Origin of the sequence: Streptomyces sp. NBC_00344, from assembly GCF_036088315.1 — a bacterium.
GTDB lineage: Bacteria > Actinomycetota > Actinomycetes > Streptomycetales > Streptomycetaceae > Streptomyces.
Window position 1 is genome coordinate 1,378,988 of sequence record NZ_CP107996.1, and the last position, 20,735, is coordinate 1,399,722.

The 20,735-nt window shown below is 69.5% G+C and carries 13 protein-coding genes and 1 riboswitch; of the genes, 8 read left to right on the forward strand and 5 right to left on the reverse strand.

Annotated elements, in window-relative coordinates:
- Positions 1 to 19: 19 nt before the first annotated feature.
- Complete coding sequence (locus tag OHS16_RS06255) at positions 20 to 1,375, forward strand: GH1 family beta-glucosidase (RefSeq protein ID WP_328536172.1); 1,356 nt, start codon at positions 20 to 22, stop codon at positions 1,373 to 1,375.
- Positions 1,376 to 1,636: 261 nt separating this feature from the next.
- On the opposite strand, the gene OHS16_RS06260 is transcribed toward OHS16_RS06255, so the two are convergent.
- Positions 1,637 to 2,554 (reverse strand): NADP-dependent oxidoreductase, encoded by a 918-nt coding sequence (locus OHS16_RS06260; protein WP_328536173.1) that lies wholly within the window; start codon positions 2,552 to 2,554, stop codon positions 1,637 to 1,639.
- 344 nt (positions 2,555 to 2,898) lie between these two features.
- On the opposite strand from OHS16_RS06260, the gene OHS16_RS06265 reads away from it, so the two are divergent.
- Positions 2,899 to 3,264, forward strand: coding sequence for a serine hydrolase (locus OHS16_RS06265; protein ID WP_443042748.1), 366 nt, complete (start codon positions 2,899 to 2,901; stop codon positions 3,262 to 3,264).
- Here the strand turns inward: OHS16_RS06265 and OHS16_RS06270 are convergent.
- A complete protein-coding gene (locus tag OHS16_RS06270; RefSeq protein ID WP_328536175.1) occupies positions 3,197 to 4,870 on the reverse strand; it encodes a glycoside hydrolase family 27 protein in 1,674 nt (557 codons plus the stop codon). The genes OHS16_RS06265 and OHS16_RS06270 overlap by 68 nt on opposite strands.
- Before the next feature lie 113 nt (positions 4,871 to 4,983).
- Positions 4,984 to 5,997 carry a LacI family DNA-binding transcriptional regulator gene (locus OHS16_RS06275; RefSeq protein WP_328536176.1) on the reverse strand — a complete coding sequence of 338 codons (1,014 nt, stop codon included), beginning with the start codon at positions 5,995 to 5,997 and terminating at the stop codon, positions 4,984 to 4,986.
- Positions 5,998 to 6,480: 483 nt separating this feature from the next.
- Here OHS16_RS06275 and OHS16_RS06280 point away from each other — a divergent pair, with 483 nt between their 5' ends.
- The 3 genes from OHS16_RS06280 to OHS16_RS06290 all read left to right on the forward strand — a co-directional run bounded on the left by OHS16_RS06280 (position 6,481) and on the right by OHS16_RS06290 (position 12,259).
- On the forward strand, positions 6,481 to 9,642 hold the full coding sequence (locus OHS16_RS06280) for a GH92 family glycosyl hydrolase (protein ID WP_328536177.1): 3,162 nt from the start codon (positions 6,481 to 6,483) through the stop codon (positions 9,640 to 9,642).
- Positions 9,643 to 9,859: 217 nt separating this feature from the next.
- Positions 9,860 to 11,545, forward strand: coding sequence for a ribonuclease J (locus tag OHS16_RS06285; RefSeq protein ID WP_328536178.1), 1,686 nt, complete (start codon positions 9,860 to 9,862; stop codon positions 11,543 to 11,545).
- A gap of 219 nt (positions 11,546 to 11,764) precedes the next feature.
- A complete protein-coding gene (locus tag OHS16_RS06290; RefSeq protein WP_328536179.1) occupies positions 11,765 to 12,259 on the forward strand; it encodes a MarR family winged helix-turn-helix transcriptional regulator in 495 nt (164 codons plus the stop codon).
- A gap of 123 nt (positions 12,260 to 12,382) precedes the next feature.
- On the opposite strand, the gene OHS16_RS06295 is transcribed toward OHS16_RS06290, so the two are convergent.
- Positions 12,383 to 13,093, reverse strand: a complete 711-nt coding sequence (locus OHS16_RS06295; RefSeq protein WP_328536180.1) for a transglycosylase SLT domain-containing protein — start codon at positions 13,091 to 13,093, stop codon at positions 12,383 to 12,385.
- Positions 13,094 to 13,095: 2 nt separating this feature from the next.
- Positions 13,096 to 13,259, reverse strand: a riboswitch (cyclic di-AMP (ydaO/yuaA leader).
- A gap of 1,257 nt (positions 13,260 to 14,516) precedes the next feature.
- Between OHS16_RS06295 and OHS16_RS06300 the strand changes: the two genes are divergently transcribed.
- Positions 14,517 to 15,251, forward strand: a complete 735-nt coding sequence (locus OHS16_RS06300; protein WP_443042565.1) for a DUF4142 domain-containing protein — start codon at positions 14,517 to 14,519, stop codon at positions 15,249 to 15,251.
- A gap of 80 nt (positions 15,252 to 15,331) precedes the next feature.
- Here OHS16_RS06300 and OHS16_RS06305 read toward each other — a convergent pair whose 3' ends face one another.
- Positions 15,332 to 16,885 (reverse strand): helix-turn-helix domain-containing protein, encoded by a 1,554-nt coding sequence (locus OHS16_RS06305; RefSeq protein ID WP_328536181.1) that lies wholly within the window; start codon positions 16,883 to 16,885, stop codon positions 15,332 to 15,334.
- Between the two features lie 212 nt (positions 16,886 to 17,097).
- On the opposite strand from OHS16_RS06305, the gene OHS16_RS06310 reads away from it, so the two are divergent.
- Both OHS16_RS06310 and OHS16_RS06315 read left to right on the forward strand, forming a co-directional pair.
- Entirely contained in the window at positions 17,098 to 17,919 is an 822-nt protein-coding gene (locus OHS16_RS06310) for an FAD binding domain-containing protein (RefSeq protein WP_328536182.1), read from the forward strand.
- On the forward strand, positions 17,916 to 20,696 hold the full coding sequence (locus OHS16_RS06315; RefSeq protein WP_328536183.1) for a molybdopterin-dependent oxidoreductase: 2,781 nt from the start codon (positions 17,916 to 17,918) through the stop codon (positions 20,694 to 20,696). The genes OHS16_RS06310 and OHS16_RS06315 overlap by 4 nt, the downstream gene beginning before the upstream one ends.
- Positions 20,697 to 20,735: the final 39 nt, after the last annotated feature.

Genomic DNA, 20,735 nt, shown 5'->3' on the forward strand with positions numbered 1-20,735 from the left:
GCAGAAAGGCAGTCCGTCCGTGAACGACTTCAACTCCCTTCCCGCCGACTTCACCTGGGGTGTGGCCACCGCCGCCTACCAGATCGAGGGAGCCGTAGCCGAGGACGGCCGTTCTCCCTCCATCTGGGACACGTTCTCCCACCTCCCGGGGAAGATCGACAACAACGACAACGGCGATGTGGCCTGCGATCACTACCACCGCTGGCGTGAGGACATCGGGCTGATGAAGCAGCTCGGCGTGGATGCCTACCGCTTCTCCGTGGCCTGGCCGCGCGTCGTTCCGGGCGGCGACGGCCCGGTCAACGACAAGGGGCTCGCCTTCTACGACGAGCTGGTGGACGGCCTCCTCGAAGCGGGCATCACTCCCTTTCCGACTCTGTACCACTGGGACCTGCCGCAGGTTCTTCAGGACCGCGGCGGCTGGCCCTCACGGGACACCGCCGAGCACTTCGCCACCTATGCGGCGGTGGTCGCGGAGCGGCTCGGCGACCGGGTGAAGGACTGGACGACGCTCAACGAGCCGCTCTGCTCGTCGTGGATCGGCCACCTCGAGGGCACGATGGCGCCCGGCCTCACGGACATCACCGCCGCCGTCCGCACGTCGTACCACTTGCATCTGGGCCACGGCCTGGCCACCCAGGCGATCCGTGCCGCGGTGCCGGGTGCCAGGGTCGGCGTCGTCAACAACATCACCACCTGCGAGCCGGCCACCGAGCGTGAGGAGGACGTGGCCGCGGCTGTCCGCGCCGACGGACACACCAACCGCTGGTGGCTCGACCCGATCCATGGCCGCGGCTATCCGCAGGACATGGTCGATCTGTACGGCGTCGACCTGCCGATCCGGGCGGGCGACCTCGACACCATCGCCGCGCCGCTCGACTGGCTGGGCGTGAACTACTACTTCCGCAATGTCGTCGCCGACGACCCGAAGGGTCCGCTGCCGCACGCCAAGCAGGTCTATCTGCCGGGCGCCCGTCACACCGCGATGGACTGGGAGGTCAACGCCGACGGCCTGGAGAACATCCTGCTGCGGCTGACCGAGGACTACGGCCCGGAGAAGATCTACGTCACGGAGAACGGCTCCGCCTACCCGGACGTGGTCCGCCCGGACAACTGCGTCGACGACCCGGAGCGCACCCAGTACCTCGACGAGCATCTCGCCGCGTGCAGCCGCGCCGCCCGGCGCGGCGTTCCACTGGCGGGATACTTCGCCTGGTCCCTGCTCGACAACTTCGAGTGGGCGTACGGCTACGACAAGCGCTTCGGCCTCGTACACGTCGACTACCCGACGCAGCGCCGCACCATCAAGGGCAGCGGACACCGCTATGCGGACATCGTCCGCTCCGCACGCGGGCGTGGCCGCCGGGCGGCCTGAACCCGCCCGGATCGCCGCGCCGTTGGGGGCCCCGTGCAGACGCGATCCGCACGGGGCCCCGTCATGCCGGGCCGGTCGCGGCAGGTGTTCACACGGTCGGAGCCGGCCACCGCACCCTCGGTGGTCACCGAGCCCGGACCGATCCTGAGGTCCCCCTGCACCGGCAGGGTCCACACCCCGTCGCGGGACGGGTGCCGGCCGTCACGGCTGGTCTGTCACGCGCACCTCGGGGCACGTGAGAGCTGTTCCGAACGGGGTGAATCAGCCCATCTCGATCACGATCTTGCCCTGGGTGTGGCCGCTCTCCACGGCGCGCAGCGCCTCCGCAGCCCTGTCCAGCGGATAGGACCCGGTGACGAACGTCCGCAGTGCCCCGCCGACTGCCAGACGGGCCACTTCGTCGAAGACGGCCGCGTTACGGGCCCTGACGACCGCTGCTCCGCCGAGCTCGACGGCCAGCGGCTTGCCACCCGCGCTGATCAGCCGCGTCCGATCGGTGACCAGCTCGGCCACCTCCTTCAGCGTGTCGCCGCCGACCAGGTCGAAGACCGCGTCGACACCGTCGGGGGCCGCTGCCCTTACCCGTTCCGCGACACCGGGGCCTGAGGGCACATGCACCGCACCCAGCGACTCCACGAAGGCCTTCTTGTCCGCAGCGGCGGTGCCGACGACCCGTACACCCATGTGGCGGGCGATCTGCACGGCGGCAACGCCGACCCCGCCGCCCGCGCCGGTGATCAGCAAGGTGGAGCCGCCTGCCGGACCGAGCTGCTGCAGTCCGTCGTACGCGGTGGCCGCCGCTACCGGCAGAACGGCCGCCTCGGCGAAGGACAGGCCGTCCGGCTTGAGCGCGGTGACCTCCGCGGACAGCACCGTGTATTCGGTGTAACCGCCGGTCCGCGGAGTGCCGAAGACGGCCTGCCCCACCTCGAACCCCTCGACGCCGGGTCCGACCCGCTCGACGGTCCCGGCCACCTCGCTGCCGAAGACGGCGGGAAACACCGGAGGGCCCTCACCGGGCCTGCGGAATCCGGAGCGCAGCTTCCAGTCGACCGGATTCACGCCTGCCGCCCGCACAGCGACGAGCAGTTCTCCCGGCCCGGGGGCCGGCACCTCCCGCTCGACAAGGGCCTCGGTCTCCGGCCCTCCGTTGCGGGTGAATACATACGCCTTGGGCATGAGCTCCCTCAATCCGGTTCGGAACACGGGCTGCCGGGGCAGCCCTGGCGGTTCGGCAATGAGAAGTCCGGCCCGCGGGCAGGCATTCCCCTACGGTGACGGGTTCACCGGACCGCAACACATGATGGCCCAGGCCGGACTGAGCCCCACTGCAGCCGGACTCGCGTCAATTCGCTGGAGGGGTGCCACCGGCCGCATCCCGTGCCCCGGTCGAACCGATCCGGAGTGCCCCGGTGCGGGCAACTCGTCATGGGAGGGAAGACCCGGTGGAGCACGGCGGATGGGCCGACGAAGGGTTCGGAGCGGTCGCGGACGTATTCTCGCGGTTCGTGAGGTGGACACCGGTGGTCCGCGCGATCGAGGCGCAGCAGCCACTGTGGCCGCCGGGAAGCGCGTACGAGTATCACGCCCATGTCTTCGGCTTCCTGATCGGGGAGCCGATCCGCCGGATCACCGGGCTGGACCCGGGCGCGTACTTCCGCAAGGTCATCGGCGACGCGCGTGCCACCGGGCTCATCCCGGCGGTGCGGGAGTGTCCGGCCGGCCGGTGCGCCGCTCGGCTCCCGGCCGCCGGCGGCGCCGCGGAAACAGGTCCTCAGCGGCGCCGTCGGTGGGACGGCCGGTCATCCGGCCCCGATGGTTCTACCCGAGGCTCCACTGCTGGTTGGCGCCACCGTTGCAGGTCCAGAGCTCCAGCGCGGTGCCGTTGACATTCCCCGCGGGCTTGTCGCCGCCGGTGACATCGAGGCAGAGTCCGGACTGGGTGCCGGTGACGGTCCCGTCGGGGTTGAGCTTCCATTTCTGGTTGGCCCCGCCGTTACAGGTCCAGAGTTCCACCTTGGTACCCGAGGCGGTCTGGTTGTCATAGGCGTCCAGGCACTGCGAGCCGCCGTAGAGGCGGAGCTCACCGGCGGCGGTGAAGGTCGTCCGCTGGTCGGCGGCGCCGTTGCAGTCCCAGATCTCGATACCGGTGCCCGGGGTCGTCGCGCCGCCCACGACATCCAGGCAGCGGTGCGAGGAGGCGCCGACCAGCGGGTGGGCGGTACCGGTGCTGTCGCCGCTGCCGACGGAGACCCGGTACATCACGGTGCCGTGCGGGGGCACCGTGGCGCTGATCGATCCGCTTGTCGTCGAGACGGCCTTGGACCAGAGATTGGAGAGCCGGTACGCGGAGCCGGACGGCAGGCCGGCCGCAGCGGCCGTGGTGCCGACGGTCGCCGCAGATCCGCCCTCGTTGGTGAGGGTGACCGCGCGGTCACCGTTGGCGAGTGGCTTGGACATGACCACGTGGCCGCCGGAGGACGAGACCACGGTGCCCTGCTTGCCCAGCGAATCCTGGTCGACCGCGATCACGTCGGTGTTCTTCAGTATCGCCAGGGTGGCGGCGCTCGCGCTGCGGATGTCGCTGCCGATGAGCAGTGGCGACGCCATCTCCGACCAGAGGCTGAAGTGGGTGCGGTACTCGGCGTCCGTCATGCCGCCGTTGCCGACCTCCAGCATGTCCGGGTCGTTCCACGCACCAGGTTTGGCGTAGGACGCGAGCGACTGGTTCTGATGGGCGATATTGATCATGCTCGACCAGGAGTCACTGATGTCGCCTGTGGTGCGCCAGGAGTTGCCGATCGGCGGCGCCCAGTTCCAGGGCTGGTTGGAGCCCCACTCGCAGATGCTGTAGAGGATCGGCCGGCCGGTGGCCTTCAGCGCGTCGCCCATGGCTTTGTAGCGCTGCTGTGCGTCCACACCGGTGTTGTTGCAGTTGTCGTACTTCAGGTAGTCGACCCCCCAGGACGCCCACAGCGCGGCGTCCTGCTTCTCGTGCCCGAGACCGCCGGGGAATCCGGCACTGTTGCACGTCTTGGTGCCGGCGCTGGAGTAGAGGCCGAACTTCAGCCCCTTGGAGTGCACATAGTCGGCGACTGCCTTGATGCCGTCGGGAAACCGTACGGGGTCCGCGACCAGGTTGCCGGACGCGTCGCGGTTCGGCAGCGCCCAGCAGTCGTCGAGGTTGACGTAGGTGTAACCGGCCGCTTTGAGTCCCTGCGAGACGAAGAGGTCGGCGATGCCCTTGACCATCGCCTCGTTGAACTGCGAACCGCAACCGGTGGAGTTCCAGTTGTTGAAGCCCATCTGCGGGGTCAGGGCAAGGCCGTTGTCAGCGGCCTCCGCGGACGGCGCCGTGGCGATGTCGGCGGTGACGGCAGCGGTGGCGGCCAGCGCCAGGGCTCCCGCCCCGGTGGTGACCCCACCGACGAGGAGGGTGAAGGAGGCGGCGCAGGCAGCCAAGCGCTGCCTGCCGGTGTGTCGTTCGTGGGACATGTGCGGCTCCGGGTGGGTTGAATGGCGCACATTTCAACGGGGTCGAACGAAAACAACCACATAACATCGCTGAGACGTGCCCATGTCAATGGTTCGGACCGCCCGGCCCGCCCTCAGCCGCCGGCCGGCCGCGCCCTGGACTCGCCGGAGCCACGCACGATGAAGCGGGTCAGCAGCACCACGGAGCGCGGGGCGGAGATGTCACCCGCTATACGGGAGAAGAGCAGATTGGCCGCGGTCCCGCCGATGGCCACGGGGTCCTGGCTGACCACGGTCAGCGGGGGATTGAGCCGCTCCGCGAGCGGCAGGTCGTCGAAGCCCACGATGGCGACCGGGGCAGGGTGGTCGAGACCGTCGAGCACGCCCATGGTGATGATGTCGTTACTGGTGAACAGGGCGGTGGGCGGATCGGGGAGGGCCCGCAGTCCGGCCAGGGCAGCGTGCGCCTTCCGGTGGGAGCGCAGTTCGTGCCGGACGAGGGCGGGGTCCTCGGGGATACCGCGGGCGGCAAGGGCGTCGAGATAGCCGGCGTACCGCTCGGCCTGGGTCCAGATGTCGAACCGGTCGCCGAGGTAGGCGATACGGGTGTGCCCGTGGCCGAGCAGGTGAGTGACGGCGCGCTCGGCTCCGGCCCGGTTGTCGACGGTCACCGTATCGACGGTGAGGCCCCTGGCCGGACGGTCGACACACACGACACGGGTACCGCCCTCCATGGGCTGCTTGAGGAAGGTGTGGCTGCCGATGGTCGGGACGATGATCAGGCCGTCCACCCGGCGGGCCGTGAACGCGGCGATGACCTCACGTTCGCGTCGTGGTTCGTCGTTGGTACTGCCGACGAGGACGACATGACCGCGCCGGTGCGCCTCGTCCTCGATGGAGCGCACCATGAGCGCGTAGAAGGGGTTTGCGAGATCGTCGACCACGACAGCGATCGTGGCGGTGCCGAGATTCTTCTGCCGCAGATGGCGTGCGGTGTCATTGCGCTGGTACCCCAGTTGCCGCACCGCCTGCCCGACCCTTGCCGCAGTACCGGGCGACACCCCGGGCTCGCCGGAGACGACGCGCGAGACCGTCATGGGGCTGACCCCTGCCGCACGGGCCACGTCCTTCATCGTCGGGCGCTTCACGGACATCCTCAATCAGCCATCCTCCCGGCATCCGCCGGTCGGCCGATGCGTCGCCACTGTCGCGGTACCCGTAGCCCGGTGACGATGCGTCGATGATGGCAGGCCGGCCGGGCAGCCGGCCGCACCCCCGGCCAACAGGCCGCCCCTGCACGGCATTCGACCGGAGCCGCCGTCCGGACCCCGCTTCGTCGGCTCGCGCCGATGTGCAACGGCGGATCGCTGTGAACGATCCCAATGGTTCCGGCACAGTCCATCGCTGGTGACAGCGCCGCACCCCACACCATGGGTCTCCGGCCCCTCCCTTCGGACCGAACCCGGCAGGGCGGTCCGGGAAATGACGGCACTCTTGACAGGCAGTCAGGTACACATCAACACTTCCATTTTGCTTGGTAACGTTCACATGCGCTCAGAGCAGCCCCCGCCCCCAGGCCGCGCCGTACGGCATTCACAACGGACGGCCACCGCGAGAAGGTGTGGTCCTCCGTGCTCCCAGCAGTGCTCAGATCCCGAACCGCCGGCGCGTTAGGCGCCCTCCTCCTGACCGTCCTCGGCGTCGGCGGCCTCACCGCCGCACCGGCCCACGCCGGGACGCTGCCGTTGACCCAGTACGCCGATCCGTTCGTCGGTACCGATGACAGCAACGCGCCCAACCCGGTGGGCGGCGGCGCGGGCGGAAGCACCTATCCGGGGGCCGTAGTGCCCTTCGGCGGGGTGCAGTTCAGCCCTGACACCCCGACGGCCTCGCCGTCCGGCTACCGCTACTCGGACAAGTCCATCGAGGACTTCAGCCTCACCCACTTCGACGGCGCAGGCTGCCAGAACAACGAGGACCTCCCGCTGATGCCGGTCACCGGCGCTCTCGGCTCCTCCCCCGGCAGCAACTGGACCAGCTACGCGTCGGGGTACACCAAGTCCAGCGAGTCCGCTTCGCCCGGCTACTACCGCAACCGCCTCGACAAGTACTCCACCGACGTCGAACTGACGGCCACCACCCGCACCGGTATGGGCCGGCTGACATATCCGTCGTCCGCCTCGTCCCGGCTGCTGATCAACACCGGACGCAGCGCGACCGGCAATCGATCGGGTTCGGTGAACATCAGCGGTTCCGAGGTCACGGGCAGTGTCACGGCGGGCGGCTTCTGCGGCTCGTCGAAGACCTACCAGATCTACTTCGATCTGCGCTTCGACCGGACACCGACCGGCCACGGCACATGGTCGGGCGGCACCGTCAACTCCGACTCGACCAGTGCGAGCGGCACCAACACCGGCGCCTATCTCACCTTCGACACGACCGGTTCCGCGACCGTGCAGTTCAAGATCGGCCTGAGCTACGTGAGCGTCAACGGCGCCAAGGCGAACGTCACATCGGAGAACAACGGCTGGGACTTCGGGGCGGTCCGCACCGCCGCCGACACCTCCTGGAACGGCATACTCAACCGCGCCCAGGTCACCGGCGGCGCCACCGCCGAACTGCGGAAGTTCTACACATCGCTCTACCACGTCTTCCAGAGCCCGAACATCTCCAGTGACGTCAACGGCGACTACCGGGGCTTCGACGGCGCGGTGCACAACTCCGCACATCCCGTCTACCAGAACTACTCCGGGTGGGACATCTACCGTTCCTGGGCCGCCCTGATCGCTCTGATCGCCCCGTCCGAAGCCGCCGACATCGCGAAGTCGATGGTTCTCGACGGCCAGCAGGGCGGACTGCTGCCCAAGTGGTCGCAGCAGACCAACGAGGACTTCGTCATGACCGGCGATCCGGGGCCGATCATCATCAGCAGCATGTACGCCTTCGGAGTGAGGGACTTCGACACCTCATCGGCTCTGTCACTGATGGAGAAGGCATCCAGCGGCGGCACCGCGCAGGGCTCCCCCATCCGCGGGAACCAGTCGACGTACACCAGCCTCCACTACCTTCCGGGAGCCCCGTCGGACTCGCTGGAGTACTCCGCATCGGACTTCGCGGTGGCCCAGTTCGCCAAGGCACTGGGCAACACCGGCAGTTACGGCACTCACATGACTCGCGCCCAGTGGTGGCGCAACACCTACGGCTCCGAATCCGGATATGTGCAGCCGCGCAGCTCCGACGGCAGCTGGAGCTGGCCGCTGGACCCGGCGAGCCAGAACAACTTCACCGAGGGCAACGCGGCGCAGTACACCTGGATGGTGCCGTACGACTTCACCGACCTGATCAACTCGATGGGCGGCCGGCAGACTGCCGTACAGCGGCTCGACCATCACTTCACCCAGGTCAACGCGGGGCAGAGTCTCCCGTACTACTACATTGGCAACGAGCCGGAGCACGGGGTGCCGTGGGCGTACAACTACGCCCGGGACCCGGCGGGTGCGTCCGATGCCGTACGCAAGGTGATGACGGAGTCCTTCACCACCGGCGCCGGCGGCCTGCCGGGCAACGACGATCTGGGGGCGACATCGGCCTGGTACGTGTGGGCGGCACTCGGCATGTACCCGGCGACGCCGGGTGCGGACACACTCGCCGCGAACGGGCCCCAGTTCCCCTCCGTGCTGCTCCAGCGGCCCGGCGGGAACATCACCATCAACTCGTCGGGCAGTGGCGGCTACGTGCAGGGGCTGAAGGTCGGCGGCAGCGCCACCAGCCACAACTACCTGCGGTATCCCGATGTCGCGGGCGGCGCCACGCTCGACTACACGATGGGCTCGGCACCCAGTACGACCTGGGGCACCGGCGCATCCGACGTGCCGCCCTCCTTCCAGGACGGCGCCAACGCGGTGCCGGCCGCTCCGGAGCTCGGCACCGACCTCGCCAAGGGCAGAGCCGTCACGAACTCGGCGCCCTGCGCGACGGCGGAGTCCGGGGACAAGGCCGTGGACGGCTCGCTGAGGAACAACAGCAAATGGTGTTCCCTGGCGGCGGATCCCACGCTCCAGGTCGATCTGGGATCGGCGCAGACCGTCTCGTCGTTCGTGGTGAAGCACGCGGGGCTCGGTGGTGAGAACACCGGCTGGAACACCGGTGCGTTCCAGATCCAGACGAGCACCGACGGCACCAACTGGTCGACGGCCGCCACCGTCTCCGGATCACGTTCCAGCCGCACCTACAACGCGGTCTCGCCCCGGCAGGCCCGCTACGTCAGGCTTGCCATCTCCTCCCCCGGCAACGTGTCGGGCACCACGGCAGCCAGGATCTACGAGCTCGAGGTGTACGGCGGCAGCCAGAGTGATCTCGCGGTGGGCCGTACCGCCACCGGCTCCGCCGCCTGCGGCAGTGCGGAAACACCCGACAAAGCGGTCAACGGCAGTTACGGGGGCGGCAACACCGATAAGTGGTGCTCACTGGCCTCCGGCACGAAGACCCTCCAGGTGGACCTGGGCGCCTCCCACGCACTGTCCTCCGTCACCGTCCGGCATGCCGGCGCCGGTGGCGAGGACGCGGCCTGGGACACCAAGGACTTCGACATCAGCACATCGGCCAACGGCACCGACTGGACCACGGCCGCCGAGGTCCGCGGCAACACCGCCGACTCCACCACCCACCAGGTGACCGCCACAGCCCGTTATGTCCGCCTGAGCGTGATCACCCCGGCCCAGAACACCGACGCGGCGGCCCGGATCTACGAACTGGAGGTCTACGGAAGCCAAGGGCTGTCCCGTAATCCCTGACGGGCGCGCGACGACGGCTCCAGCACCGACGGCCGCAGGAATCCGCCGCGCCACCGGCGGCGAGTTCGCCCCCATGATCTCGCCGCCCCCGCCAGTACGTGACCCCGGGTGACGCGGGCATCACCGCTGGTGACAACAGGTGGTCCGGACGGAGGTCTGTCACCGAGCCGACACCTCGGTGGCAGCCCTCCGGCCGGTCTGCGGGTAACGTCGGATCATGAGCCATCCGCATCCAGAACTGAAAGCCGCCCCACCTCTGCCTGACGGAGGGCTGCGCATCGTCGCCCTCGGCGGCCTGGGTGAGATCGGCCGCAACATGACCGTCTTCGAGCACGCAGGGAAGCTGCTGATCGTCGACTGCGGGGTACTTTTCCCCGAGGAGAACCAGCCGGGGGTGGATGTCATCCTGCCGGATTTCACCGCCATCAGGGACCGGCTGGACGACGTCGTGGGCATCGTCCTCACCCATGGCCACGAGGACCACATCGGCGGTGTGCCGTATCTGCTGCGTGAACGTGCCGACATCCCCGTCGTCGGTTCGAAGCTGACGCTCGCCTTCCTCGAGGCCAAGCTCAAGGAGCACGGCATCAGGCCCCGGACGGTGCGCGTGCGTGAGGGCGACCGGCGGAGCTTCGGGCCCTTCGACTGCGAGTTCGTCGCGGTCAACCACTCCATCCCGGACGGTCTCGCGGTCGCCATCCGTACCAGCGCCGGAATGGTGCTGCACACCGGGGACTTCAAGATGGACCAGTTCCCGCTGGACGAGCGCATCACCGACCTGCGGGCCTTCGCCCGGCTCGGCGAAGAGGGCGTCGACGTCTTCCTGACCGACTCCACCAACGCCGAGGTACCCGGTTTCACCACCTCCGAAAGTGAGCTGAACCCCGCGATCGAGCAGGTCCTGCGCACCGCACCGCGCCGGGTCATCGTCTCCAGCTTCGCCAGTCATGTGCACCGTATCCAGCAGGTACTCGACGCCGCTCACCTGCACGGACGCAAGGTCGCTTTCGTGGGGAGGTCGATGGTCCGCAACATGGGCATCGCCCGTGACCTCGGCTATCTGAAGGTTCCGTCCGGGCTGGTCGTCGGCCTCAAGGAGCTGGAGAAGCTGCCGGACCACAAGATCGCTCTGGTCTGCACCGGCTCTCAGGGCGAGCCGATGGCCGCGCTGTCCCGGATGGCCAACCGGGACCATATGATCCGGATCGGCAAGGGCGACACCGTTCTGCTCGCCAGTTCGCTGATCCCGGGTAACGAGAACGCCATCTACCGGGTCATCAACGGGCTGACCCGGTGGGGGGCCAACGTCGTGCACAAGGGCAACGCCAAGGTGCACGTCTCGGGGCATGCCAGTGCCGGTGAGCTCGTGTACTGCTACAACATCGTCAAGCCCCGGCACGTCATGCCGGTACACGGCGAATGGCGCCATCTGCGCGCCAACGGCGATCTCGCCATCCGCACCGGCGTCGACCCCAAGCGGGTCGTCATCGCCGAGGACGGCGTCGTCGTCGACCTCGTCAACGGGCGGGCGTCCATCACAGGCAAGGTGCCCGCGGGCAACGTCTACGTGGATGGCATGACGGTCGGCGGCGCCACCGAGGCGTCACTGAAGGACCGCCTCACCCTCGCGGAGGAGGGGGTCGTCACGGTGGTGGCGATCGTCAATGCCGACACGGGCGCTCTCGCCGAGCCGCCCGACTTCCTGGCCCGTGGCTTCGTCCACGACAGCGCCACCTTCGACCCGGTGATCCCGGTGATCGAGAAGACCCTTGCCACCGCGGCAAAGGAGGGCGTCGGAGACGTGCACCAGCTGGAGCAGCTCATCAGCCGGGCAGTGGCCTCCTGGGCGTTCAGGACGCATCGTCGTAATCCGCTGATCATCCCGGTCATCATCGACGCCTGAGTGCCGCCCGCCGTACCGCCGGCCTGCCCGCGGTAGAGCGGGAGGTGGGGGGGGGCTTCTCCGAGTGAGAAGCCCCCCGCCACCTCCGGGTGAGCCGCCCCCGGCCCGGTCGGCACGGCCCCGCGTGAAGCGCGGCGGCGGTGCGGCGGGCGCGCCTCCACCGGCACTCAGTGAGGGCCCTCATCATGCGGGCGTATTGTTTTGTCGGAGGTGGTCACCGTGGACGAGTCCGAGCTGGCCGACCAGATGCTGACGTGCGTCACCCGGATCCGCCGGGTGCTGGACGAACGGCTGAAACAGCACGGTGTTTCCGTCCCCCGCAAGCGCGTGCTCGGCGCTCTGGCCGAAGGGCCGAGGAGACAGAGCACACTGGCCACCGAGTTCGATGTCGCACCGCGCACGATCACCGAGCTGGTGGACGGCCTCGAGCGCGACGGGCTCGTGGAGCGTCGCGACGATCCGAAGGACCGCCGGGCACGGCTGGTGCACATCACTGCGGCGGGCGAGCACACCAACGATGTGGCGATGGCCACCCGCCGAGCCGTGATCACAGAGATCTTCGCGGATCTGTCGGGCGAGCAGTGCGCCACGCTCTCCCGGATGCTCACCGGGCTGAGCGACCGCGTGGGGGCGATGACCGCGGCGCCGGGCCCCGCGCCGGGCGAGCTGGGCGCGGGCATCCCGCTGGACTTCCTCGCGGGCCCCGGCGCATAGCGTCACCGCGTCCGGCACCGATCCCGCACCGGAACCGGTACGCGCCGGCTTCGCACGCGCGCCCGCCCCGGCCACGGCTGGAAGTGCCGCGGCCGGGACGGGCGCCGGGTGGGTGAGGGCCGGTCAGTAGGGGCCGTTCACGTTGTCGATCGAGCCGTACGTCGCGGCGGCGTAGTTGCACGCGGCCGTGATGTTGGCGACGGGGTCGTAGCTGTTCATCGAGGTGCCGGCCACGTGGTAGGCCTGGAATGTCGGGTCGATGACCTGCAGCAGCCCCTTGGACGGTGTTCCAGCCGCGGCGTTGGAGTCCGTGTTGTTGATCGCCATGGGGTTGCCGGACGACTCGCGCATGATGTTCCGGTGGATGCCGTCGTAGCTGCCGGGGATACCGTGCTTGGCCATGACGTCCAGCGACTCCTTGATCCAGCCGTCCAGATCGTTGGAGTACGTCTTCGCGGAGGCCGGGGTGGCGGTCGTGGCGGACTTCGTGGTCTTGGCCGACGTCTGCGAAGCGGTGCCCTTGCCGCCGAGTGTCAGCTTGAGGCCGGGGTGGACCAGCGACGGGTTGTCGCCGATGGCCTGACGGTTGTCGTGGTACAGCTTCTTCCAGCCACCGCTGATGGAGTGCGCCCTCGCGATCTTCGCCAGCGAGTCACCCGCCACAACGGTGTAGGTCGCCGGGCTGTGCTTCGCGGGGGCGGCGGCAGGTGCCGCGCTGGCGGAGGTGGCTGCCACCAGCGGGATGGCCAGTGCGGCACTTCCGGTGCCTACGGCGACGAGACGCCGGGCCATCGAGCTGGTCCTGGGACGACGGTGCTTACCCGTGTTGGGCATGTTGAATTCCTCTCCGGCGCCTGCGAGGTGAGCTGTCGGGTTCGGGCTGGAGATGCCCCGTCGCATGTAATGCGACTTCACCCCGAGCCGGTCCGGTTTTCGGATCGGCGGCTTACCTGGGTCCCCCGCTCCTGCCGCATGTGAGTGGGTTGGGTTTTTCCGGACAGCGGCAGGATTCGGCGGTCCGTCCGGATCGACCTGAAGGTAAACGGGAAGCACGTCGCAAAACAAGGCCAGAATTCACAGCGCAATGCTCATGGCGGCCAGGGCGGCTATCCGGCCGGTTATCGATAGGCCGTCAGAAGGCCTCAACTCGCTCTCCCTGCGAGGGGAATGCGCGAGGGGACGGGACGAGAGAGCCAGCGACCACCGTGACGCACATCACCTGCCCGACACGCAACCATCGACTGCAACGCCGTATATACAACCACAAGTTGGAGCAATACGGCGCATATGGACTTCAGGGAAAACATGCACAAAACGCCCATACGGGAGATACCAATGCTGGGCGATATGGGCGGCTACGCCCCCTCGGTGCATCGGATGTGCGGACCGGCGGCGAGGAGGGCGAAGCGGCCACGACCGTCCCGCACACCCGGGTGACTCCTGCCCTCCGTACCGTTCGAAGCAATTCCGCGCATCGGGGCATTCGCAGGGGATGGACGATCTTGACGCCTTTGAATTGTCCCGGCCGACCGCTCCCGCTTTTGCGTCCCGCCCATGGGTTTCCGTTCACTGCGGGCGAGCCGAATCACCCACCGGCCCCCGATCGCTTTACAAGATCCGCTTTCTTCGTTCGGCGCTGCGAGCCGACGCCCGCCCCCGGCCGCACGGCGGAGCGATTCTGTATGACACGGGATTTCAGGCCTTTCTCTATTCCCTTTGCGCAAAGGCGCGTTGACCGTCCGCCCCGCCGGCCACCAGGCGAACGCGTACCGGCCGGCTGGCCATACCGGCGCCCGCACCGGTGAGGGGGTCCGGCCGGCACACAGAGGCCGGGTGCCGCAACACGCCTCCCGGGCCGATCCGGCCGCCGGCCCGGCCCGGCTTCCCGGCCCTGGAGGACGCGCCGATCCGAACCCGTCACCGGTCCCTCCGGGAGGCGAATGGGCTGTGCGGTACCCCTCGATGACTTTCCATCAGACAAGGCCCGTCATCGGCGGTCGCCGACTCCGGCCATCGCAGGCGCAGTTCACGCCGGAGCCGGACCCTCCGCCGGCACGACGAAGCGCATACGGCTCCCCCGGTTCCCCACCCCGTGGCATCCTGGCCGCCGGCGCGTCGCGCTCTGCCCGACGGCATCGGAGCGCCGACTGTGACCGACAACACACGTCGGTGCAGAAGAATTATCCCGGTTCGATGATCAGAAGTCGTAGTACATCCGTACTCCCGGGCGTCCGTACCGCTGAGGCCAGGAGGAACCGTGCGCATACCCGGGAACATGGCGGGCACCGCCTTGGTGAGCGGTGGCCTGGTATTCACCCTGGCCGCGCTCGCCTATCCCGCCATAGTCGGGGTGCAGAAGACGTCCAGTGCCCCGTCCCGGGTCATCGCCAGCACCCGCTACGGCCCGCTGACCGAAGCCGACCGCGACTTCGTCGTCAAGGTGCGCGCGGCAGGGCTGTGGGAGTTCCCCGCAGGCGAGATGGCCCTGCGCAAGGGCACGACCGCAGCAGCCAGGACCGCGGGCCAGCATCTGGTGGCCGGGCACGCCGGACTCGACGCCACCTGCCGCAAAGTCGCTCCCGCCCTGGGGATCACCCTGCCCAACCAGGCGTCCCCGCAACAGCAGGGGTTCGTGGCGACGCTCTCGTCGGACCAGGGAAAGCAGTTCGACACCGACCTCGCCAACATCCTGCGCACCACGCACGGCCAGATCTTCCCGGCCATCGCCAATATCCGGGCCACCACCAAGAACAGCCTGGTCCGCGCTCTGGCCGACCAGGCCAACGACACCGTCCTCGATCACATCACCGTCCTGGAGAAGACCGGTCTGGTGAACTTCGACTCGGTGCTCTTCCAGGAGACCACCCCGCCGACGCTGCCCCCCAGCCAGATCACCCCGCCCCCGCCCCAGCCCGGAGCCCCGGTCGTCGCCCTCACCCCGCCCGCGGGCCTGCCGACGGCGACGCCGGCCCCCACACCGACGGTCGGGTGATCGGCGCCAGCCGTGACTCACCAGGCATGGACGGACGTTCCGTGCACGAGTGCCCGCCCTGATCCGGGCGGGCACGCCGGTCACTCGAAGCCCGGAAGGGCCCGGCACAGCAGCGCGGCCCGCAGATCGAGGCGGTTGTCGAGCCTGGACAGATCGCGACCGGTGAACAGCTCGATGCGTCCTATGCGGTAGTGGACGGTGTTGACATGCAGATGCAGCGCCTCAGCGGTGCGCGCCCACGATCCGTCGCGGGCCAGGAAGGTCTCCAGGGTCTCCAGCAGAAGGGCCGCCGAGGTGTTCGCGCCGTCGAGCAGAGGCCCGAGGACGGTGCGGCTGTACGCGGTGCGGACCTCCTGGGGTATACCGCTCAGCAGCGCCGCCAGGCCGGTGAGCGCGGCTGCGCCGGACAGCGAGGAGGCGCCGGGCGTGGTCGTTCGTGCCGAAGCGAGCGCGTAACGGGCCTGCGCCAGCGCTCCCTTCATGTCCCGCGCCCGGGCAGCGGGTTCGCTGATCCCGCCGTGCAGGGAGACCGACGGCTCACACGCGGCAAGCCGCAGCCACACCTCGCTCAGCGCGCTGCTCACCGCGTCCGCGTCTCCGGGAGCGGGCTCCACCGTCCGCGCCTCGGCCAGAACCGCGAAGGCGGTGCCGTCCGGGAGACATCCCGTAGCGGCACGCTCCGGCATCACGTGAGCCACCGCCTCAGCCAGCGCCCCCGCCGCCTGCCCCGCCCTCCCCGGTCCCGCGTCGGCGCACAGCACCCGATAGGGACCCGACGCCGGTAGCCCGCACGACCGCAGTGCGGCCTCCACATCGGGCGTGTCCGTTCCGGCGCCGTCGAGAAGCGCAGCGAGTTCGTCCGCGGCCCGGTGCCCGGTGGCACGGCTCCGGATCAGCGACTCCTGGCAGCGGGCCATGAACGCGGCGATCTCGTGCAGCATGCGCGGCGGCGCGTGACCAGGATCGGGCAGATACAGATACCAGCGTTCGTACGCGGACGCGGTGCCGGCCTCCGCCCGCACCGTGATTCCGGTCCCGCTGCCCAGAAGGCGGGCGGCTTCCCGGGCCGTGATGGCGGTGGCGTCCTCCGTGGCGGCGACGGTGCGGCCGGAGGGGGTGAGGAGATAGGCGGCAGGCCTGCCGAGGTGGGCGAAGGCACCCTCCAGGAGGGTGGCCGGGTCGGCGTCCTGCACCAGCAGCCGGGCCAGCCGGGCGTGTACGGCCTCGGGCAGGGCACGATGACGGCTCAGCTCACCCCACTGCTGGAGATAGACCGTGTCGGTGATGGTCCGGAACATGACGTGGGTGGGTACCGCCGCCACCGGAAGGCCGTGACGGCGGCACGCCTGGACGAGTTCGTCGGGCACTCGTCCGTGGGTCTCCTCCCCCGCCATCAGTGCGGCGGCGCCCGCCGCACGCAGGGCTGAGACAAAGCGTTCGGCCCTGCCCTTCCCGCGCTGCGGGGTCCACCACACCAGGCCGCTGAGCACTACCTCACCGGGGCGCACGAAACGGCCGGGATCCTCCAGGTCGGTGGCGGTGACTCCACTGATCTCCCGCCGCAGCAGGGCGTCCTCGCCCCAGAGGAGCCGCAGGCCCAAGGAATCGTCTCTCAGGAGGTGTTCGACGTGCATGCGTTCCGGCTCCTTGTGCGACAGCCGGACGACGGGCTCACATCCGGCATCTCACATTCACCAGGTGAGTGCGAGTAATCGCATCGTAAATGCCAGGGCTGGAGAACGGTATGCCTCTTGGTCGATCATCCAGGTCCGGTGCCGGAAAGGGCCGAGTTTCCGTGTGGTGAACCAGTCGTCCCGGCCGCGGTCCTGTTGCTTCACTGAGCGCCATGGACCTCAACACCGTGGTGGAGATACGGGACGCGCGGCATCCCGCGCCCTGGCGGCCCGGCGATGCCTGGCTGGGCGGCGGCACGTACCTGTTCTCCGAGCCACAGCCGCGTCTGCGGCGCCTCGTCGACCTGAGCCGTACGGGCTGGACTCCCGTTCGGCTGGACGCGGACGGCTCGCTGGAGATCGCCGCGACGTGCACCATCGCCCAGCTGTCCCGGTTCGCGAAGCAGCTTCAGGTCCCGGCCGCTCCGCTGTTCGAGCAGTGCTGCCGGGCGTTCCTGGCCTCGTTCAAGATCTGGAACATGGCCACGGTGGGCGGCAACCTCTGCAACGCCCTGCCGGCCGGCCCGATGATCTCGCTCACCGCCGCGCTCGAGGGAGAGTGCCTGCTGCGCTCCCAGACCGGAGCGATGCGCAGGATCCGTACCGCCGGCTTCGTCAAAGGCGCCGGCCGCAACGATCTCGCCGATGGCGAGCTGCTGCGCTCGGTGACCCTGCCAGCCCGTGCGCTGGGCTGTCGTACGGCGTTCCGGCAGGCGTCGCTGTACGGACTCGGGCGCTCGGGTGTCCTGGTCATCGGGACGCTCGACCCGCTGGACCGGTCGATGGCCGTCACGGTCACCGCCTCGACCGTGCGGCCGGTCCGGCTGTGGTTCCCGCTGCCGCCGACCGCCCGCGGACTGCGTGCGGCGATCGGCGCCGCCGTCGCGGACGGCGAATGGTTCGACGACATCCACGGGCTGCCCGAATGGCGGCAGCACATGACGTTCCGGCTGGCGGAGGAGATCCGCCGGGAACTGCAGCGGGAGGCGCGATGACGTTTGAGATGGACGTGAACGGGCGGGCGTTCGCCGAAGAGCCGCGTGCCGGGCAGTGTCTGCGGACCTATCTGCGTGAACGTGGCTGGTTCGGCGTGAAGAAGGGCTGCGACGCCGGCGACTGCGGGGCCTGCACGGTCCATGTGGACGGCGAGCCGGTGCACAGCTGTCTCTACCCCGCCCTCCGCGCCCGGGGCCGTTCCGTCACCACGGTGGAGGGCCTGGCCACCGAGGACGGTGAACTCCACCCGGTGCAGCGGAAGTTCCTTGACGCGCAGGGCTTCCAGTGCGGCTTCTGCACCGCCGGGTTCCTGATGACGACCGCCGCCCTCGACGAGGACCAGCTCACCGATCTGCCAAGGGCGTTCAAGGGCAACCTGTGCCGCTGCACCGGCTACCGGGCCATCGAGGACGCCGTCCGCGGTGTCTGCCATGCGGAGGCCCCGTCCGCGGGCGAGGCGGTGGGGCGCAATCTGCCCGCCCCGGCCGGACCCCAGGTCGTCACGGGCACCGCCCGCTACACCTTCGACATCGATGTGCCCGGCCTGCTGCACATGAAGTTGCTGCGCTCCCCGCACGCCCACGCCCGCATCCTCTCCATCGACGCCTCCGCGGCGCTGCGCGTGCCGGGCGTGCACACCGTCCTGACCCATCACGACGCGCCGGAGCGGCATTTCTCCACCGCCCGCCACGAGCACCCCGGGGAGGATCCCGACGACACCCGTGTTCTCGACGACACGGTCCGGTTCACCGGGCAGCGGGTAGCAGCGGTCGTCGCCGACAGTGAAGCGGCGGCGGAGGAGGGCTGCCGCCGGATCGAGGTGACCTACGCCGTGTTGCCCGCGGTGCTCGACCCCGAGGAGGCGATGCGGCCCGGGGCACCCGTCGTACACGACAAGGACGCCGGGACGGCGCGGATCTCGCGTCCGCAGAACAACGTCGTCGGTGAGGCACACGGTGAGATCGGCGACGTCGAAGTCGGGTTCGCCGAGGCCGACGCGGTGTACGAGGAGACGTTCCGCACGCAGCGGGTGCAGCATGCGAGCCTGGAGACGCACGGCGCCGTGGCCTGGTTCGACGAGGACGACCGGCTCACCGTACGCACCAGTTCGCAGACCCCGTTCCTGACCCGGCGGGCCCTGTGCGCGTTGTACGACCTCCCACCGGAACGGGTGCGGGTCGTCGCGGGCCGGGTGGGTGGCGGCTTCGGCGGTAAGCAGGAGATGCTCGTCGAGGACATCGTGGCCCTCGCCGTGCTGCGGCTGCGCCGACCGGTGAAGCTCGAATACACCCGCGCCGAGCAGTTCTACGGGGCGACCACCCGGCACCCGTTCACGATCCGGGTCAAGGCGGGGGCACGCCGGGACGGCACACTCACCGCCCTCCAGCTGCGGGTGGTCTCCAACACAGGTGCGTACGGCAACCACGGTCCCGCGGTGATGTTCCACAGCGTCGGTGAGTCACTGGCCGTCTACCGCGCCCCCCACAAGAAGGTGGACGCCTTCTCCGTCTACACCCATGCCGTCCCGGCCGGCGCCTTCCGCGGCTACGGGCTGGGCCAGGTGATGTTCGCGATGGAGTCGGCACTCGACGAGCTGGCCCGCCGACTCGGCCTGGACCCACTGGAGTTCAAGGCAAGGAACATCATCGGTCCCGGCGAGCCCATGATCACCCCCGGTGGTGAGGAGGAGGACCTCCACATCGCCAGCTACGGACTCGACCAGTGCCTGGGCATCGTGCGCCGGGCGCAGGCCGAGCCGGCCGAAGCCGCCCCGGACGGCTGGCTGGTGGGCGAGGGAACGGCCCTCGCGATGATCGCCACCGGACCGCCCGGCGGGCACATCGCGGACGCCCGCGCCGCGCTGCTGCCGGACGGCAACTTCGATCTGGCCGTCGGCACCGCCGAGTTCGGGAACGGCACGACCACCGTGCACCGGCAGATCGCGGCGGGCGAACTCGCCACGACCGTCGACCGGATCACCATCCGGCAGTCCGACACCGACGTCGTACGACACGACACGGGGGCCTTCGCGTCCACCGGCACCGTGGTGGCGGGCAAGGCCACCCTGCGCGCCTCCCGGGCCCTCGCCGACATGCTCCTGGACTTCGCCGCCGCCCATCTGGGCACTCCGCGCGCCGACTGCCGGCTCGAAGAGGAAGCGGTGACATATCCGGGTGGCCGTCTCCCGCTCAAGGAGTTGTACGACGCGGCCGGGACCTTCGGTGTCTCGTTCGCGGCCGACGGCCACTTCGGCGGTACGCCGCGCTCGGTGGCCTTCAACGCCCAGTGGTTCCGCCTGGCGGTCGATCCGGGAACCGGCGAGATGCGCATACTGCGCAGCGTGCACGCGGCCGACGCGGGCAAGGTGATGAACCCTATGCAGTGCCGGGGCCAGGTGGAGGGCGGGGTGGCCCAGGCGCTGGGCGCGACCCTGTTCGAGAACGTACGCATCGACGCCCGGGGAAAGGTCGGGACCACCGCCTTCCGCAGCTACCGGCTGCCGCAGTACGCGGACGTCCCGCGCACCGAGGTCCACTTCATGGAGACCGCGGACGCGATCGGGCCGCTCGGCGCGAAGTCGATGAGCGAGAGTCCCTTCAACCCCGTCGCCCCGGCCTTCGCGAACGCCCTGCGGGACGCGACCGGGCTGCGGTTCACGGAGGTTCCGCTGACCCGCGACCGGGTGTGGCTGGCACTCGATGCGGCGGGAGGGTCCGGTGCGCCCGGACAGGGCGGCTGCCCCGCGCGTCAGGACGCGACGGGAGCAGCCGGCTGACGCCGGCCGGAGGCACCGTGGGGCCGGGGCCCCGCGCAC

Bases quoted from the DNA above. Each gene is read 5' to 3' on its own strand.
- OHS16_RS06260 (WP_328536173.1), bottom strand. From the start codon at position 2,554: ATGCCCAAGGCGTATGTATTCACCCGCAACGGAGGGCCGGAGACCGAG.
- OHS16_RS06270 (WP_328536175.1), bottom strand. From the start codon at position 4,870: ATGTCCCACGAACGACACACCGGCAGGCAGCGCTTGGCTGCCTGCGCC.
- OHS16_RS06285 (WP_328536178.1), top strand. From the start codon at position 9,860: ATGAGCCATCCGCATCCAGAACTGAAAGCCGCCCCACCTCTGCCTGAC.
- OHS16_RS06295 (WP_328536180.1), bottom strand. From the start codon at position 13,093: ATGCCCAACACGGGTAAGCACCGTCGTCCCAGGACCAGCTCGATGGCC.
- OHS16_RS06305 (WP_328536181.1), bottom strand. From the start codon at position 16,885: ATGCACGTCGAACACCTCCTGAGAGACGATTCCTTGGGCCTGCGGCTC.
- OHS16_RS06310 (WP_328536182.1), top strand. From the start codon at position 17,098: ATGGACCTCAACACCGTGGTGGAGATACGGGACGCGCGGCATCCCGCG.
- OHS16_RS06315 (WP_328536183.1), top strand. From the start codon at position 17,916: ATGACGTTTGAGATGGACGTGAACGGGCGGGCGTTCGCCGAAGAGCCG.